This is a genomic window from Salinicola sp. CR57 (assembly GCF_003206585.1).
Lineage (GTDB): Bacteria > Pseudomonadota > Gammaproteobacteria > Pseudomonadales > Halomonadaceae > Salinicola > Salinicola lusitanus.
In genome coordinates this window covers 96394-110359 of sequence record NZ_PZJL01000006.1, presented here as the reverse complement: position 1 = coordinate 110359, position 13966 = coordinate 96394, and the positions used below count along the sequence as shown (strand labels likewise).

Here is a 13966-nt window from a genome sequence, read left to right as displayed (position 1 = left end):
CAGTCGGGCAGCGTCACAGCAGGGAAAACAGAAGCCATGCCAACCCGAACGACATCAGCGAAATACCGGTGGAGATCACCGTCCAGGTCTTGAGCATGGTCTTGGTATCGACACCGAGGAAGCGACCGACCAGCCAGAACCCGGAGTCGTTGACATGGGAATAGCCGATCGCGCCCGCGACGATCGCCACGGTGATGCAGGCGGCGGGCAGCCCGGCCAGGGCCGGATCGCCCAGCACAACCGGCGCCATGATCCCCGCTGCCGTAGTCCCCGCGACCGTTGCCGAACCCTGGGCGATCCGAATCACCGAGGCGATCACATAGCCGGCGAGGATCACCGGCAGGCCGAACGCCTGCAGGCTATCCGCCAGCGCATCGCCGATACCACTCGCCGTCAGCACCCCGCCGAACATGCCGCCGGCGCCGGTGATCAGGATGATGCTGCAGACCGGCGACAACGCCTGCTCGACGATCTCGTTGATCGAGTCCATCGCACCGCGCTCGCTGGACCGAATGACCAGCAGCCACATCGCGATACAGGTGCTGATCAGCAGCGCGATCGGCGTCTCGCCAATCACCATCAGCGCGGCGACCAACGGGTTGTCGCCATCGATGACGCCCCCCTGGTCCAGCGTCGACAGCCCGGTGTTGAGGAAGATCAGCGCCAGCGGCAGCAGCAGTACCAGCAGTACGGTGCCGAAGGCCGGGCGCTTCTCCGGCGGGATCTCCTCGCTCTCCCCACCCATCAGGTTGGGCACCGCCTGGAACGGCGAGCGATTGGCCAGGAGCAGCGACAGCCGATAACCCATCGCATACCAGGTCGGCAGCCCCACCAGCAGGGCGACGAACAGCACCTGGCCAATGTCGGCATGAAGAAACACGGCGGCCGCGACAGGGCCGGGATGCGGCGGCATCAACGCGTGCATGACCAGAAACGCCCCCGCGGCCGGAAGGCCATAGAGCAACAGCGACGCCTTCAGTTCGCGAGCCACCGAGTAGATCACCGGCAGCATTACCACGAAGGCCGCGTCGAGAAAGATCGGAAAACCGAACAGCAGACAGGCGATCGACAGCCCGAGGGGCGCCCGCCTGCTGCCGAAGAAGCGAATCAGCGTATCGGCCAGAACGCGCGCGCCGCCCGACACGGCGACGAGGCGGCCCAGTACGGCCCCGAACCCGATCAGCAACGCCACGTTGCCGAGCGTCTTGCCGAATCCTCCCAGCAGCGTCGGCAGCAGGTCGGCGACCGAAATGCCGGTCGCCAGCGCGGTGCCGATACTGACGATGACCAGGGCGAAGAAGGGATGCAGGCGCACCCGGATGATCAAGATCAGCAGAATCGTGATGGCGGCAACGGCAATCCCCAGCAAACCCATGGTGGGGAGACCGGCCGCCGCTTGTGTCGTGTCTTGCATGGCGTCCTCCTGACTCCTGCCACGGCTCCAGCCTGACACGCTCGCCGTGGGGTGCCGCTACGTTAGCGCCAAGATCCGATAACCAGGAAATGCCAAAATTCTGCGATATCGATATACATATGGTTATCGAAAGGCGCGTCTCGAGCGTGGCGTCCCGGGTTCATCACGCAAGGCGGTTCAGGCGACCCGACCAAAGTTGCAGTTTTCGCTCGACCGCCCCGTCAGCCACCAGCGCGACGCGTCTGCTTCCAGCGGTCGAACATGACCGCCAGCAGCAGAATCGCCCCGCGCACCAGATACTGGTAGAAGGTGGGCACGTTGAGCAGCCCCATGGCGTTCTGCACGCAGCCCATGATCAGCACCCCGACCAGCACCCCGGTGATGGAGGCGACGCCGCCGGAGAGCGAGACGCCACCCAGTACACAGGCCGAGATGACGGCCAGTTCCAGACCCTGCGACGTATTGGGATCGCCCAGCCCCATTCGCGAGGTGAGCAGAACGCCGGCGATACCCGCCACCAGCCCCTGGAGCGCAAATACCATGATCTTCAGGCGCCGCACGTTGACGCCCGCCAGGCTGGCCGCTTCCGAATTGCCCCCGGTCGCCAGTGTGTTGCGGCCGAATGCCGTCATGTTCAGAACGACACCGAAGACCAGGAAGCAGCCGATCATCGTCCACACCGGCAGCGTCAGCCCCAGGAACGATGCACTGCCGAGGTCGAAGAACCCCGGCACGGTGATCATTACCGCATCGCCGCCGGAGGTGATGTAGGCCAGGCCGCGCACGAACTCCATCGCCGCCAGGGTGGCGATCAGCGAGTTGATGCCGAAGCGGGCGACCACGAAGCCGTTGAAGGCGCCGACGGCGGCGCCCGCCGCGATCCCCACCAGCACGCCGATCGCCACGCTGCCGCTGGTGGATGTCACCATCGCCGCCACGACGCCGGAAAAGGCGACGATGGAGGCGACGGACAGGTCCACCTCCCCCAGCGCCAGCACCATCATCATGGTGGTGGCAATGGTGCCGATCAGCGTCACCGACAGCAGCAGGCCCACGATGTTGCGCCCGGTCAGGAAGTCCGGCACCAGCACCGAGAGGCCGATGAACAGCAGGATGAAGACGGCGATCAGCCCCGATGTGTCCAGCAGCGTTCGCAGCGGTTTGGGAAGTCCCCTGCGCCCTGCGGCGGGCAGCGTCGACTGGGCGGCAACTTTGTCGTTCATGTTGTCGAATCCTCTTGCGATTCAAGACTCTCGTGGAAATCCGTGGCCACTCTCAGGCCGGCAGCGCCAGGCCCAGCAGACGCTCGGGCGTCGCCTCTTCACGCGGGACGATGTCGATGAGTTCACCGTTCCGCATGACCCCGACGCGATCGCAGATGGAGCTGACCTCCGCCAGATCGCTGGAGATGACCAGCACGCCCTTGCCGCGCTCGGCAAGGTCGTAGAGCAGCGAGTAGATATCCCGGCGCGCGCCGACATCGATCCCGCGGGTCGGCTCGTCCATCACGAACAGGTCGATCTCCTCCGCCAGCCAGCGCGCCAGGATCACCTTCTGCTGGTTGCCGCCGGAGAGGTTGGCGATGGGGGTCTTGGGCCCCGGCGTCTTGATCCGCAGCTGGCGGATGTAGTCCTGGGTGTTGCGGGTCTCTCGCGCAGGGTCGCGAAAGCCTCCCCAGCGCTTGAAGAAGCGCCGGCAGCTGATATTGAGATTGTCGGAGACGCTGGCCACGGGGAAAATGCCCTGGGACTTGCGGTCCTCCGGGCACATCGCGATGCCGGCACGGATCGCCTGCCGGGCCGAGCCGAACCGGCGGCTGGTGCCGTCGAACGAGACCTGGCCGGCCGTGGCACGCTCGACACCGCAAACCAGTCGCATCAGCTCGCTGCGACCCGCGCCGACCAGTCCGAACAGTCCCAGCACCTCGCCGCGATGCACCTCCAGAGTGACCGGCGCCCTCACGCCTCGCCCCTCGATCCCCTCGAGGCGCATCAATACCTCGCCGCGTTCCCGCGGGCGGTAGCCGTAGACATCCTCGATCTCGCGACCCACCATCTCGCTGACCAGGGTGTCGTGATCGAGCCCTTCGAGGGTGTCGTGGGTACGGATGTGGCGACCATCGCGAAACACGGTGACCGCATCGCACATCTCGAACACCTCTTCCATGCGGTGGGTCACGTAGAGCACTACGCGCCCCTCGTCGCGCAGCCGTGAGACGATCCGCTTGAGATGCCGGATCTCCTGGACCGAGAGCGAACTGGTCGGCTCGTCGAAGGCGATGATGCGGGCATCGCGCAGCAGCGCCCTGCCGATCTCGATCATCTGCTGCTGGCCGATCGAGAGATCCCGCACCTTGGTCGAGGGGTGAATATTCCCCTCGCCCAGCTCCTCCAGGATCGTCATCGCCCGTTCGCGCAGCCGACGCCGGTCGAGAAAGCCGTGCTTGACCGGCAGTTGCCCCAGCAGCAGGTTCTCCGCCACCGAAAGATTGGGCGACAGCGTCAGTTCCTGGTAGATGATCGAGACACCACGGCGCAACGCCTCCCGCGCGTTGGCGAAAACGATCGGCTCACCATCGATCCAGAGCTGCCCGCTGGTGACCCGGTTGACGCCACTCAGCACCTTGAGCAGCGTCGACTTGCCGGCCCCGTTCTCGCCCATCAAGGCGTGGACTTCCCCTCCCCGCGCGGCGAAGCTGACACCATCCAGCGCCCGGACGCCGGGGAATTCGACGGTGATGCCGTCGATGCGAAGATAAGCTTCCGCCATTCCAGTCTCCTCAGCGATGGGAACGCGGCCTCGCGAACGGGCCTACAGGCCCAGCTCTTGGCGAACCTGCTGCCAGTTGTCGCGCGTCATCAGCGTGCCCGTGGTCTCGGTGTTGGCCGGCGGCTCCTTGTCTTCGGTAATCCAGGTATAGAGATTCTCGGCGCTCTGGCGACCGTGCATGGTCGAGCTGACGGCAATCGTGCCGTAGAAGCCGGTCGGCTTCTCGCGGGAGAACTCGGCGAAGGCCGCGCCGGAGCCGTTGATGCCGACGCCGATGACCTGGTCGGGAGACAAGCCGTACTGCTCGCTCGCCCTGACGCCACCCAGCACGCTCTCCTCGTTGAGCGCGAAGATCACCCAGTGCTCGAAGCGGCCGTTCTTCGACAGCACCGGAGACGCCGCCGCGAAGGCACTGCTGGTGTCGGTGTTCTGCTGCGGCGCGTCGAAGATGTTGTCCTTGACGAAGCCGGCTTCCAGCAGCGCGTCGGTGGCGCCGTCGGTGCGCTCCTTGGCTGTGGGCAGCTCGTTGTTGCTGATGCGCAGGGCAGCCACGCTTTGCGGATCCCAACCCCGCGCCTTCATCTCCTTGGCGATCGTCTCGCCGACCTGCTGGCCGATCTTGTAGCCCGACATCCCCAGGTGCGGGACGGAAGCCATGGGTTCGCCATCCGCGCCGAGGAACTGGTCGTCGACGGTCACGACCTTCATGCCGTACTGCTTGGCGCGATTGACGATCGCCGGCCCGAGTCGCACGTCCGGCGGGCAGATCACGAATCCCTGCGCGCCCTGGGAGTTCAGGTTGTCGATGGCACTGAGTACCTGCTGGCCATCCTCGCCGGCCAGCCGCACCACCTCGAAGCCCTCCTCCTGGCCCAGCTTGGTCGCCGCATCCTGCTCGTTGATGAACCACGCCTGTTCGGGCTTCTTGACGATGAACCCGATCTTGACCTCGTCCTGGGCCAGGAGCGGCGCGGAGGCGACCCCCAGGCCGGTCACGCCGAGTACGAAGAGTGACGATTTTAGAAAGCGAATCATTGGCGGCCTCCAGCCCCTCGGGGGACATCGGGTTTGTTGTTGGATGACGTTTGCCACGACATGGCTGTCGTGACACTAAGCCGTTGTTCGATAACCGGCTAATAACGATCCAACGGCAAACCGATATATGATTTGCTATCAGCAAACCGGGAGGACAACAGGCAGGCGGGGCGAACCACAGCGGACGAACCCGCCGGGCCGACTAAAGTCGTTTTTCGACTTTGGTTAAAACAGGCGTTTTAGTCCGACAGAGCCGCCATGGCGGCGGCTCTGGCGGGACCCATGGGAGAGTCGCGGCCGACTCTCCGGGCGGGACTCAATCTGCGGCGAGCTGGTTTTCCGATGCGGTCGTCGAGAAGCGATAGATGGTCTGGGAGTGATAGGTCTCGTCGGGCCTCAGGATCGTCGAGGGAAAGTTCGGCTGGTTGGGAGAGTCGGGGAAGTGCTGCGTCTCCAGTGCCAGACCGGAACGATGGGTGTAGGGACGTCCACTCTTGCCGGTGAGGCTTCCGTCGAGGAAATTGCCCGAGTAGAACTGGAGGCCAGGCTCGGTGGTGGCCACTTCGAGCACCCTGCCACTGCGGGGTTCGATGACCCTGGCCGCCAGCGTCGGCAGATCGTCCTGTCCGGGATTCTTGCTCAGCACGAAATTGTGATCGTAACCCTTGGCATAGGCCAACTGGGTATTCTTCTGACCCAGGCGTGCGCCGATCGCGGTAGGCTCGCGAAAATCGAAGGGCGTACCGCTGACGTCGGCGATCTCGCCGGTCGGGATCAGGGTTTCATCGATCGGCGTGTAGGCGCTGGCGTTGATCATCAACTGGTGGTCCAGGATGCTGGGGCTGCCCTCGCCCTTCAGGTTGAAATAGCTGTGCTGGGTCAGGTTGACCGGCGTGGCGCGTGTCGTCCTGGCGCGATAATCGATGGCCAGCTCGTCGTCGTTGGTCAACGTGTAGCTGACCCGCGTCGAGAGCCGTCCGGGAAAGCCCTGCTCGCCGTCCGCGCTGGTATAGGTCAGCACCAAGCCTCGCCCCTCGGCGGAGGAGAAAGGCTCGGCGTGCCACAGCCGCTGATTGAATCCGACATCGCCGCCATGCAGCGTATTCGGTCCATCGTTGGTCGGCAGATGATAGGTCTCCCCGTCGAGCGTGAAGCGACCGTTGGCGATGCGGTTGCCGTAGCGCCCGATCAAGGCACCAAAGTAGGGGTTGGCCTGACGATAGGTGTCGGAGAGATAATCGCCGATCGAATCGAAGCCCAGCACGATGTCATCCATCCGCCCGGCCCGGTCGGGGGTCTTCAGCGACACGATGATGCCGCCGTAGTTGATGACCCGCATCTCGATGCCGTTGTCGTTGGTGATGCGGTAGCAGTCGACCTCGCGGCCATCCGGCAGTTGGCCGAACGAGGAGCGCTCGATTCCCGGCGGCATGGCCGAAGACGAGGTGGTGGACACCGTTTGTGCCTGGGCTTGCAGAAAGGCCGGGCCGATCATCATGCCCAGCAGGCCGATGCCGAGACATCGGTGAACAGCAGAGAGATGGCGAGTCATAGTGAACTCCTGTCTTCCATTTGAGCTTCACGTCCCGATTGTCGTTGCTGACGTTCCGGCCGGCTCCTTTCCGCCGACACGATCGTTTACACCCTAGACCGGGCGCCCCGATCTGACTATGCGAGAACAGCGCAACATGCCTTATAAAAACGTCGAATCCATGCGCGGGATGGCGGCATGAAGTCTCACTCCAGCGAATTGCTGCCACCGGACTGGTTCCTGCGCGTCAGGCTCAAGTTCCGTCATCTCCAGCTGTTCGTCGCCCTCGACGACTGCCGCAACCTGCATCGTGCCGCCGAACGGCTGGGCATGAGCCAACCGGCGGCGTCCAAGCTGCTGGGCGATCTGGAGCACCTGCTCGGCGTCTCGCTGTTCGACCGGCATTCACGGGGGGTGACGCCCAACTGGTACGGGGAGAGCCTGATTCGTCATGCCCGCGGCATTTTGACCTCGCTGGCCCAGGCCAGCGAGGAGATCAATGCGCTCAATGACGGCAACGCCGGGACGGTTTCCATCGGCACGGTTCTCGCGCCGGCCGTGACGCTGCTGGCCAGCGCGGTGGAGCGCGTCCACCGCGACAGCCCGCACCTGGAGGTCAATATCGATGTCGACGTCAGCCGCAACCTGGTACCGCGGTTGCGCGATGGCGAATTCGATTTCGCCATCGCCCGGATCCCCAGCGGAATGCCGGCCGGCGACTTCGTGTTCGAGGAGATCGGGGAGGAAGCACTGTGTTTCGTGTGCCGGGCGGATCACCCGCTCACCGCCCGTGAGACCTTCGATCTGGCGTCGATGCTGGACTACCCATGGGTGCTCCAGCCCCCCGGGGCGCTGATGCGCCAGCGCGTCGAGCACCTCTTCCTGCACCACAAGGTGGCTCCCCCCCAGCGCATCATCAATACGCCGGATATCTACATGGCGCTCGCCATGGTCGACAAGTCGGATTCGGTCACCGTCACGACCCGGGAGGTCGCCGATCTGCTGTGCACTCAGCCCCGTTTCGCGATCCTGCCGTCGACGGATGCCATCAGCGTCCAGCCGTTCGGCCTGATCAGCCTGCGCGAACGACGCATGTCACCCGGTGCCGCGAAGCTGATGAGCACGCTTCATCAGTTGATCCGCGAGCGCAAGGCCGCCGATGGCGAGAGCCAGGCCAGGACGCCGACCCACTACCGGGATGTGACGCTCTGAACGGGGGCCGAACTCGCCTCCGCCTCCGTCAGCCGTCGTTGCCAGCGCAGCGCCACGGTCCTGGCCCGCGGGAGATCCCGGCAGTACGTCAGCGTTCCGGTTCTGCGGATGCCGGCGCGGCGTAGCTTGAGGATGATACGCGCAGGCAGGCCGACCAGAATGATGGCGACCTGCTGGCGTCTCATCGCTTCGACCAGGGCCTGAAATGCCACGATGGCGGTGCCATCCATGCTTGGAACGCCCCCCATGTCGATGATGACGATGCGCACCTTGGGATCGACGCGATGCAACGAGGTCAGCGCCTTTTCGGCAACCCCGAAGAACAGCGGGCCGTCGATGTCATAGACCGCGATCTCGGACGGCAGGCCCAGGGTTGCGGGATGGTTCTCGACATCGACACGATCGGTATGCGTCAGCAGCGCCATTCGGCGAATGAACAGCGCCGCCGCCAGCCCGATGCCGACCGCCACCGCCAGTACCATGTCAAAGAGGACGGTCAGCGCGAAACAGACGACCAGGATGGCGACGTCGCCTGGGGGAGACGAACGCAGCACCCGCAGGACGTGTCGGGCCTCGCTCATGTTCCAGGCGATGACGAACAGCAGCGCGGCCAGGGATGCCATCGGCACCAGCCCGAGCAGCCCCGCCAGTGCCATCACCGCGAGCAGGACCACGCCAGCGTGCACCAGCGCGGCAATCGGGGAGCGCGCACCGCTGCGGATGTTGGTGGCCGTTCTCGCGATGGCGGCCGTGGCCGTGATTCCGCCGAACAGCGGCGCCACGATATTGCCCATCCCCTGCCCGATCAGCTCGGCATTGGGGTCGTGCTTGCTTCGGGTCAGCCCATCCGCCACCACCGCGCAGAGCAGCGACTCGATCGCGCCGAGCATGGCGATCGCGAGCGCCGGTCCGAGCAGCGAGCGGATCAGGTCGAAGCTCAGGTCGAGGGGTTCGCCATCGGCGCCCGGCAGCAGCCAGGGAAGCGCGAACGAAGGCGCGATGGGCGGAATCCCGCTTCCGCTTGCGCCGTTCGCTGACCAGCTGAAGCGTGAGGCGATGGTCTCGACGTCGGCACCCGCCCAGCGATTGGCGCAATAGGCCACCAGCGCGCCGGCGACGAGACCGATCAATGGCGCGGGAACGGGGATCCCGGCGCGTGGCCACAGCAGCATGACCGCCAGGGTGAAGATGCCGATCCCCGTCTCCAACGGGTCAAGACTCGGTATCGAGCGGGCGATTCTGCCCACGTTCTCGAGGAAATGTTCACCCAGCCCGGCGGCGGAGAGACCCAGGAAGTCGGGAATCTGGAGGATCGCGATCACCACCGCGATGCCCGCCGTGAAGCCCAGCACCACGGGATAGGGGACGAATTCGATCAGCCGCCCCATGCGGAGCGCACCCAGCATCATCAGAATGATGCCCGCCATCATCGAGGCGATCAGCAGGCCGCCCAAGCCATGCTGCTGGACGATCGGGAACAGAATGGCGACGAAAGCGGCGGTGGGTCCGGATACGCTGAAACGGGCGCCCCCGGTCAGGGCAATGACGGCACCGGCGACGATCGCCGTGTAGAGCCCGTGCTGCGGAGCCACGCCGGTGGCGATCGCCAGCGCCATGGACAATGGCACGGCTACCGTGCCGACGGTGATTCCCGCCATCACATCCTTGCGAAGATCGGCGATGCCGTAGCCTTCACGCCAGACCGCGCGCATGGCGGTGGCGATCCCGGGCGGGTCCAGCGCAAAACGACGACGAGCCATGATGGATCCTTGAGTCGAATACCCGCTACCGGGGCCCGGTGTTGGTGTCAGAGGTGGGCGCTACGGGACGCCGGCCGCGCGGGCAGGCTCACCACTCCAGCGCCTGCTTGACGAAAGGAATGGTCAGCTTGCGCTTGGCAGACAGCGACGCGCGGTCGAGCCGCGAGAGAATCTCGAACAGTGGGTCGAGCTGGCGCGGCCCGCGATGGAGGATATACCTCCCCACTTCCGCCGGCAGTTCCATCCCGCGAACCCGGGCCCGGAGCTGGAGAGCGGCCAGCCGCTGGACGTCGTCCAGCGGCTGGACATGGAACACCATCCCCCAGCTCAGGCGGGAAGCCAGGTCCGGCAGCTTGACCTCGAGTTGGCGCGGCGAGCGGTCGGCAGCGATCACCAGCCGCTTGCCGGCATCGCGCAAGCGGTTGAAACCGTGGAACAGCGCCTCTTCCCAGCGCTTGCGCCCCACCACCAGTTGCAGGTCATCGATGGCCAGCAGATCGAGCCGTTCCGGCTCTTCGAGAATGTCGGGCGGGAAGTGTCCCAGCGTATCCAGTGGCAGATAGAGCGCGCGCTTGCCCTGGGCATCCGCCTGGTGGCAGGCCGCCTGCAGCAGGTGACTGCAACCCACGCCCTCGCCGCCCCACAGGTAGAGGAACGACTCACCACCCTCCTGCAGTTGTCCGGTCAGGTGCGACACCAGCGACGCATTGTCGCCAGGCAGGTAGTTGGCGAGCGTCGCATCATCGCGAAGACCGACCCCCAGCGGGAGTTGTGACGGCCCGACGCTCATGCGGATCCACTCCCCCCGCTCGGGCCCCGGGCGACGTGGACGCTTCTCGCCCGACCACGAAGCGGCAACGGGGCCCCCATGGCGGCAGCGACGATTCCACCGATCGCACCAACGCACGCCGGCGGGGAGACCGGCTCCGGCAGGGCAGACAGCCAGATCGCCGGCACGATCCCGATCACGCTCCAGATTTGCAGTGTTGTCATCGCGCTCTCGTCGCCCTTCGGCTGTTCCCTCAATGAAGCAATGCTACAATGCGCCCCGCCGAACATCATCCCCATTCAGAAAGGTCCTCCCATGACGCGCTCCTCTTCCGACACTCCGAACGCGCCCGGTTCGTCTGGCCGGCATTCCTTGACCTATCGTGACGCCGGCGTCGACATCGATGCCGGCAATGCGCTGGTCGAGAGAATCAAGGGCGTCGCCAAGCGTACATCGCGTCCGGAAGTCATGGGTGGCCTCGGCGGCTTCGGCGCACTGTGTGAAATTCCCAGCGGCTACCGCCAGCCGGTACTGGTATCCGGAACCGACGGCGTCGGCACCAAGCTGCGTCTCGCCATGGACCTGGGCCGACACGACACCATCGGTATCGATCTCGTCGCCATGTGCGTCAACGACCTGATCGTCGCCGGCGCCGAACCCCTGCAGTTCCTCGACTATTACGCCACCGGCAAGCTGGACGTCGATATCGCCGCCGATGTCGTCACCGGTATCGGCGAGGGCTGCAGCCAGGCCGGCTGCGCGCTCGTCGGCGGCGAGACCGCCGAGATGCCAGGCATGTACGAAGGCAGCGACTACGACCTGGCCGGCTTCTGCGTGGGCGTGGTCGAGAAGTCCGAGATCCTCGACGGCAGCAAGGTCGGCGAAGGCGACGTGCTGCTGGGGCTGGCCTCGTCGGGACCGCACTCCAACGGCTACTCGCTGATCCGCAAGATCCTCGAGGTCGGTGGCGGCAAGCTCGACGAGACCCTCGACGGCAAGCCGCTGGCGGACCTGCTGATGGCGCCGACCCGTATCTACGTCAAGTCGCTGCTGTCGCTGATCCGCTCCGGCGGCGTCGACGTGCACGCCCTCTCCCACATCACCGGCGGCGGCCTGCTCGAGAACGTGCCACGCGTGCTGCCGGACGATCTGGCGGCCCGGATCGACGTCACCCGCTGGCAGCGTCCGGCCATCTTCGACTGGCTGCAGCAGCAGGGCAACGTGGAAGAGCGCGAGATGTACCGGGTACTCAATTGCGGCATCGGCATGGTCATCGCGGTCGACCGCGACCAGGTCGACCAGGCCATCGCCCATCTCGAAGCCAGCGGGGAAACGGTCTATCGGCTGGGCGATATCGTCACTCGCGGTGACGGCGCCGAGGCCGTGCAGCTGGAGAACCTGCCGGCATGAGCGGTGACTATCCTTCACAACAGCACGACACGTTGAACGACTTCGAGGCCGCCGCGGCCGAGAAGCCGCGGGTGGTGGTGCTGATCTCCGGCAATGGCAGCAACCTGCAGGCGCTGCTGGACGCCCAGCAGCACGAGGAGCTCGGTGGCGGCGAAATCGTCGCCGTGGTCGCCAACAAGGCCGATGCCTACGGGCTCAAGCGAGCCAAGGATGCCGGGGTCGACGCGGTTGCCCTGCCCCACCGTGAGTATGACTCCCGCGAAGCCTTCGACGCCGCGCTGATCAAGGTGATCGACCGTCACGAACCGCACCTGGTGGTACTGGCGGGTTTCATGCGTATTCTCACGCCGGCTTTCGTCGATCACTACCGTGGGCGCATGCTCAACATCCACCCCTCGCTGCTGCCGGCCTACCAGGGCCTGGACACGCACCGGCGCGCGCTGGCGGACGGCGTTTCGGAGCATGGCGTCAGCGTGCACTTCGTCACCGAGGAACTCGATGGCGGACCGGTGGTGATCCAGGCCGTGGTCGACGTCACGCCGGATCAGGACATCGACGCGCTGATCGAGAAGGTCCATGCCCGCGAGCACCTGATCTATCCCATCGCGGTACGCTGGTTCCTGGAAGGCCGAATCAAGCTGTCGGCCGACGGCAAGGTGACGCTGGACAACATGCCATTGCCGCCCACCGGTCTGCGCATGTCCCATGCCGATGCCGCCGAAGAGCTCGACGAAGACCTCGACGACTGAGCCCGCGCGCGCCGGATGCCGGCGCGCGCGAGTCATGCCGTTGCCACCGGCCTCTCTCCTAGGCTTGCCCTGACGCCAATCTTTGCCAGACTGATACCCTGCAGCGCCCGGCCCACTGCCGGGCGACTCTCATTTCCGTCAGCGAAGCTTTCAGCAACCAAGGAGGAGAAGCGATATGGATTATCGTCCGCTGGGCAATTCAGGTCTGATGGTATCGACGTTGACCCTGGGCACGGTGCCTTTCGGCGGTGCCAACGGTTTCGAAAAGGCAGCGAGCGTCGACGTCAAGGGTGCCAAGAAACTGCTCGACATCGCCTTCGATGCCGGCGTCAACCTGATCGATACCGCCGATCTCTATTCGCTGGGCCTGGCCGAGGAGATCACCGGCAAGGCGCTTGGCAGCAAGCGCAACGACATCATCCTCGCCACCAAGGGGAGGAGCCCGCTGGGCGACGATCCCAACGCCAGCGGCGCCTCGCGCTACCACCTGATTCGCGCCGTCGAAGCCAGCCTCCAACGGCTCGGCACCGACCATATCGATCTCTATCAACTGCACAACTGGGATGGCGTCACCCCCATCGAGGAAACTCTGGAGGCGATGCACCATCTGGTCTCCAGCGGCAAGGTCCGCTACTGGGGCACGTCCAACTATACCGGCTGGCAGATGATGAAGACCCTCGGCAAGGCCGAACTCCACGGCTTCAACAAGCCGATCAGCCAGCAGATCTACTACACGCCGGAATCTCGTGAAGCCGAGTACGAATTGATGCCGCTGGCGCTGGACCAGAACGTTGGTTCGCTGATCTGGGGGCCGCTGGGCGAAGGCTTTCTGACCGGGAAGGTCCGTCGCGGCCAGAAGACGCCACCGGATACGCGCCAGGGTAACGGCTGGCCGGAGCCCTACATCCACGACATGGAGCGCGCCTACGACATCATCGAGGCACTGGCCGCCATCGGCGAGGCCCACGACTGCTCGATCCCGCGCGCCTGCCTCGCCTGGCTCAAGGATCGCCCCGGCGTTACCTCACTGATCGTGGGTGCCCGCAGCGAGGAGCACCTGCGCGACAATCTCGCCGCCGCCGACCTCGAGCTGAGCCAGGAGGAGCACCAGCGCCTCGAACGGCTGACCCGCCCGGCACCGCTCTATCCCTACTGGCATCGGGTGGTCTCCGGCATGGATCGCCTCGATCCGGCCGAAAAGCCGTTCCTGGATGGCTTCGGTGAGACCATCAAGAACCGCACCGATGACCGCTCGGCCTCATGATAATCAACTAACTACCGAAGAACGTCAGCGAGGCAGGCAAGACAAGGAGAAAA

Annotated in this window: 12 protein-coding genes; 4 read left to right on the top strand and 8 right to left on the bottom strand. The window is 65.2% G+C overall.

The annotated features are described in order from the left end of the window. Window positions 1-13 precede the first annotated feature (13 nt). The 5 genes from DOM56_RS10530 to DOM56_RS10510 all read right to left on the bottom strand — a co-directional run bounded on the left by DOM56_RS10530 (window position 14) and on the right by DOM56_RS10510 (window position 6770). On the bottom strand, window positions 14-1414 hold the full coding sequence (locus DOM56_RS10530) for a GntP family permease (RefSeq protein WP_110708729.1): 1401 nt from the start codon (window positions 1412-1414) through the stop codon (window positions 14-16). Window positions 1415-1635: 221 nt separating this feature from the next. Further along, complete coding sequence (gene araH / locus DOM56_RS10525) at window positions 1636-2637, bottom strand: L-arabinose ABC transporter permease AraH (RefSeq protein WP_110708728.1); 1002 nt, start codon at window positions 2635-2637, stop codon at window positions 1636-1638. Between the two features lie 52 nt (window positions 2638-2689). Next, a complete protein-coding gene (gene araG, locus DOM56_RS10520; protein ID WP_110708727.1) occupies window positions 2690-4183 on the bottom strand; it encodes an L-arabinose ABC transporter ATP-binding protein AraG in 1494 nt (497 codons plus the stop codon). 42 nt (window positions 4184-4225) lie between these two features. Next, on the bottom strand, window positions 4226-5218 hold the full coding sequence (locus DOM56_RS10515; RefSeq protein WP_110708726.1) for an arabinose ABC transporter substrate-binding protein: 993 nt from the start codon (window positions 5216-5218) through the stop codon (window positions 4226-4228). 316 nt (window positions 5219-5534) lie between these two features. Further along, window positions 5535-6770, bottom strand: coding sequence for an aldose epimerase family protein (locus tag DOM56_RS10510; RefSeq protein ID WP_110708725.1), 1236 nt, complete (start codon window positions 6768-6770; stop codon window positions 5535-5537). Window positions 6771-6947: 177 nt separating this feature from the next. Here DOM56_RS10510 and DOM56_RS10505 point away from each other — a divergent pair, with 177 nt between their 5' ends. Next, window positions 6948-7961: a LysR family transcriptional regulator gene (locus tag DOM56_RS10505; RefSeq protein ID WP_110708724.1), complete on the top strand. Its 1014-nt coding sequence runs from the start codon at window positions 6948-6950 to the stop codon at window positions 7959-7961. Here DOM56_RS10505 and dauA read toward each other — a convergent pair. The 3 genes from dauA to DOM56_RS19685 all read right to left on the bottom strand — a co-directional run bounded on the left by dauA (window position 7940) and on the right by DOM56_RS19685 (window position 10714). Next, window positions 7940-9721 (bottom strand): C4-dicarboxylic acid transporter DauA, encoded by a 1782-nt coding sequence (dauA, locus tag DOM56_RS10500; protein WP_110708723.1) that lies wholly within the window; start codon window positions 9719-9721, stop codon window positions 7940-7942. The genes DOM56_RS10505 and dauA overlap by 22 nt on opposite strands. An 88-nt stretch (window positions 9722-9809) precedes the next feature. Next, complete coding sequence (gene hda, locus DOM56_RS10495) at window positions 9810-10511, bottom strand: DnaA regulatory inactivator Hda (RefSeq protein WP_110599217.1); 702 nt, start codon at window positions 10509-10511, stop codon at window positions 9810-9812. Then, complete coding sequence (locus DOM56_RS19685; RefSeq protein ID WP_157958209.1) at window positions 10508-10714, bottom strand: hypothetical protein; 207 nt, start codon at window positions 10712-10714, stop codon at window positions 10508-10510. The genes hda and DOM56_RS19685 overlap by 4 nt, the downstream gene beginning before the upstream one ends. Before the next feature lie 91 nt (window positions 10715-10805). On the opposite strand from DOM56_RS19685, the gene purM reads away from it, so the two are divergent. The 3 genes from purM (at window position 10806) to DOM56_RS10480 (ending at window position 13913) form a co-directional block, all read left to right on the top strand. Next, window positions 10806-11900 carry a phosphoribosylformylglycinamidine cyclo-ligase gene (purM, locus tag DOM56_RS10490; protein WP_110709320.1) on the top strand — a complete coding sequence of 365 codons (1095 nt, stop codon included), beginning with the start codon at window positions 10806-10808 and terminating at the stop codon, window positions 11898-11900. Then, entirely contained in the window at window positions 11897-12649 is a 753-nt protein-coding gene (purN, locus tag DOM56_RS10485; protein ID WP_110708722.1) for a phosphoribosylglycinamide formyltransferase, read from the top strand. Before purM ends, purN begins: the two co-directional genes overlap by 4 nt. Before the next feature lie 175 nt (window positions 12650-12824). After that, on the top strand, window positions 12825-13913 hold the full coding sequence (locus DOM56_RS10480; protein WP_110708721.1) for an aldo/keto reductase: 1089 nt from the start codon (window positions 12825-12827) through the stop codon (window positions 13911-13913). Window positions 13914-13966 lie beyond the last annotated feature (53 nt).

What these genes read in the sequence shown, in the direction of transcription:
- DOM56_RS10530 (WP_110708729.1), bottom strand. Translation starts at nt 1,414, where the DNA reads ATGCAAGACACGACACAAGCGGCGGCCGGTCTCCCCACCATGGGTTTG.
- araH (WP_110708728.1), bottom strand. Translation starts at nt 2,637, where the DNA reads ATGAACGACAAAGTTGCCGCCCAGTCGACGCTGCCCGCCGCAGGGCGC.
- araG (WP_110708727.1), bottom strand. Translation starts at nt 4,183, where the DNA reads ATGGCGGAAGCTTATCTTCGCATCGACGGCATCACCGTCGAATTCCCC.
- DOM56_RS10515 (WP_110708726.1), bottom strand. Translation starts at nt 5,218, where the DNA reads ATGATTCGCTTTCTAAAATCGTCACTCTTCGTACTCGGCGTGACCGGC.
- DOM56_RS10510 (WP_110708725.1), bottom strand. Translation starts at nt 6,770, where the DNA reads ATGACTCGCCATCTCTCTGCTGTTCACCGATGTCTCGGCATCGGCCTG.
- DOM56_RS10505 (WP_110708724.1), top strand. Translation starts at nt 6,948, where the DNA reads ATGAAGTCTCACTCCAGCGAATTGCTGCCACCGGACTGGTTCCTGCGC.
- dauA (WP_110708723.1), bottom strand. Translation starts at nt 9,721, where the DNA reads ATGGCTCGTCGTCGTTTTGCGCTGGACCCGCCCGGGATCGCCACCGCC.
- hda (WP_110599217.1), bottom strand. Translation starts at nt 10,511, where the DNA reads ATGAGCGTCGGGCCGTCACAACTCCCGCTGGGGGTCGGTCTTCGCGAT.
- DOM56_RS19685 (WP_157958209.1), bottom strand. Translation starts at nt 10,714, where the DNA reads ATGACAACACTGCAAATCTGGAGCGTGATCGGGATCGTGCCGGCGATC.
- purM (WP_110709320.1), top strand. Translation starts at nt 10,806, where the DNA reads ATGACGCGCTCCTCTTCCGACACTCCGAACGCGCCCGGTTCGTCTGGC.
- purN (WP_110708722.1), top strand. Translation starts at nt 11,897, where the DNA reads ATGAGCGGTGACTATCCTTCACAACAGCACGACACGTTGAACGACTTC.
- DOM56_RS10480 (WP_110708721.1), top strand. Translation starts at nt 12,825, where the DNA reads ATGGATTATCGTCCGCTGGGCAATTCAGGTCTGATGGTATCGACGTTG.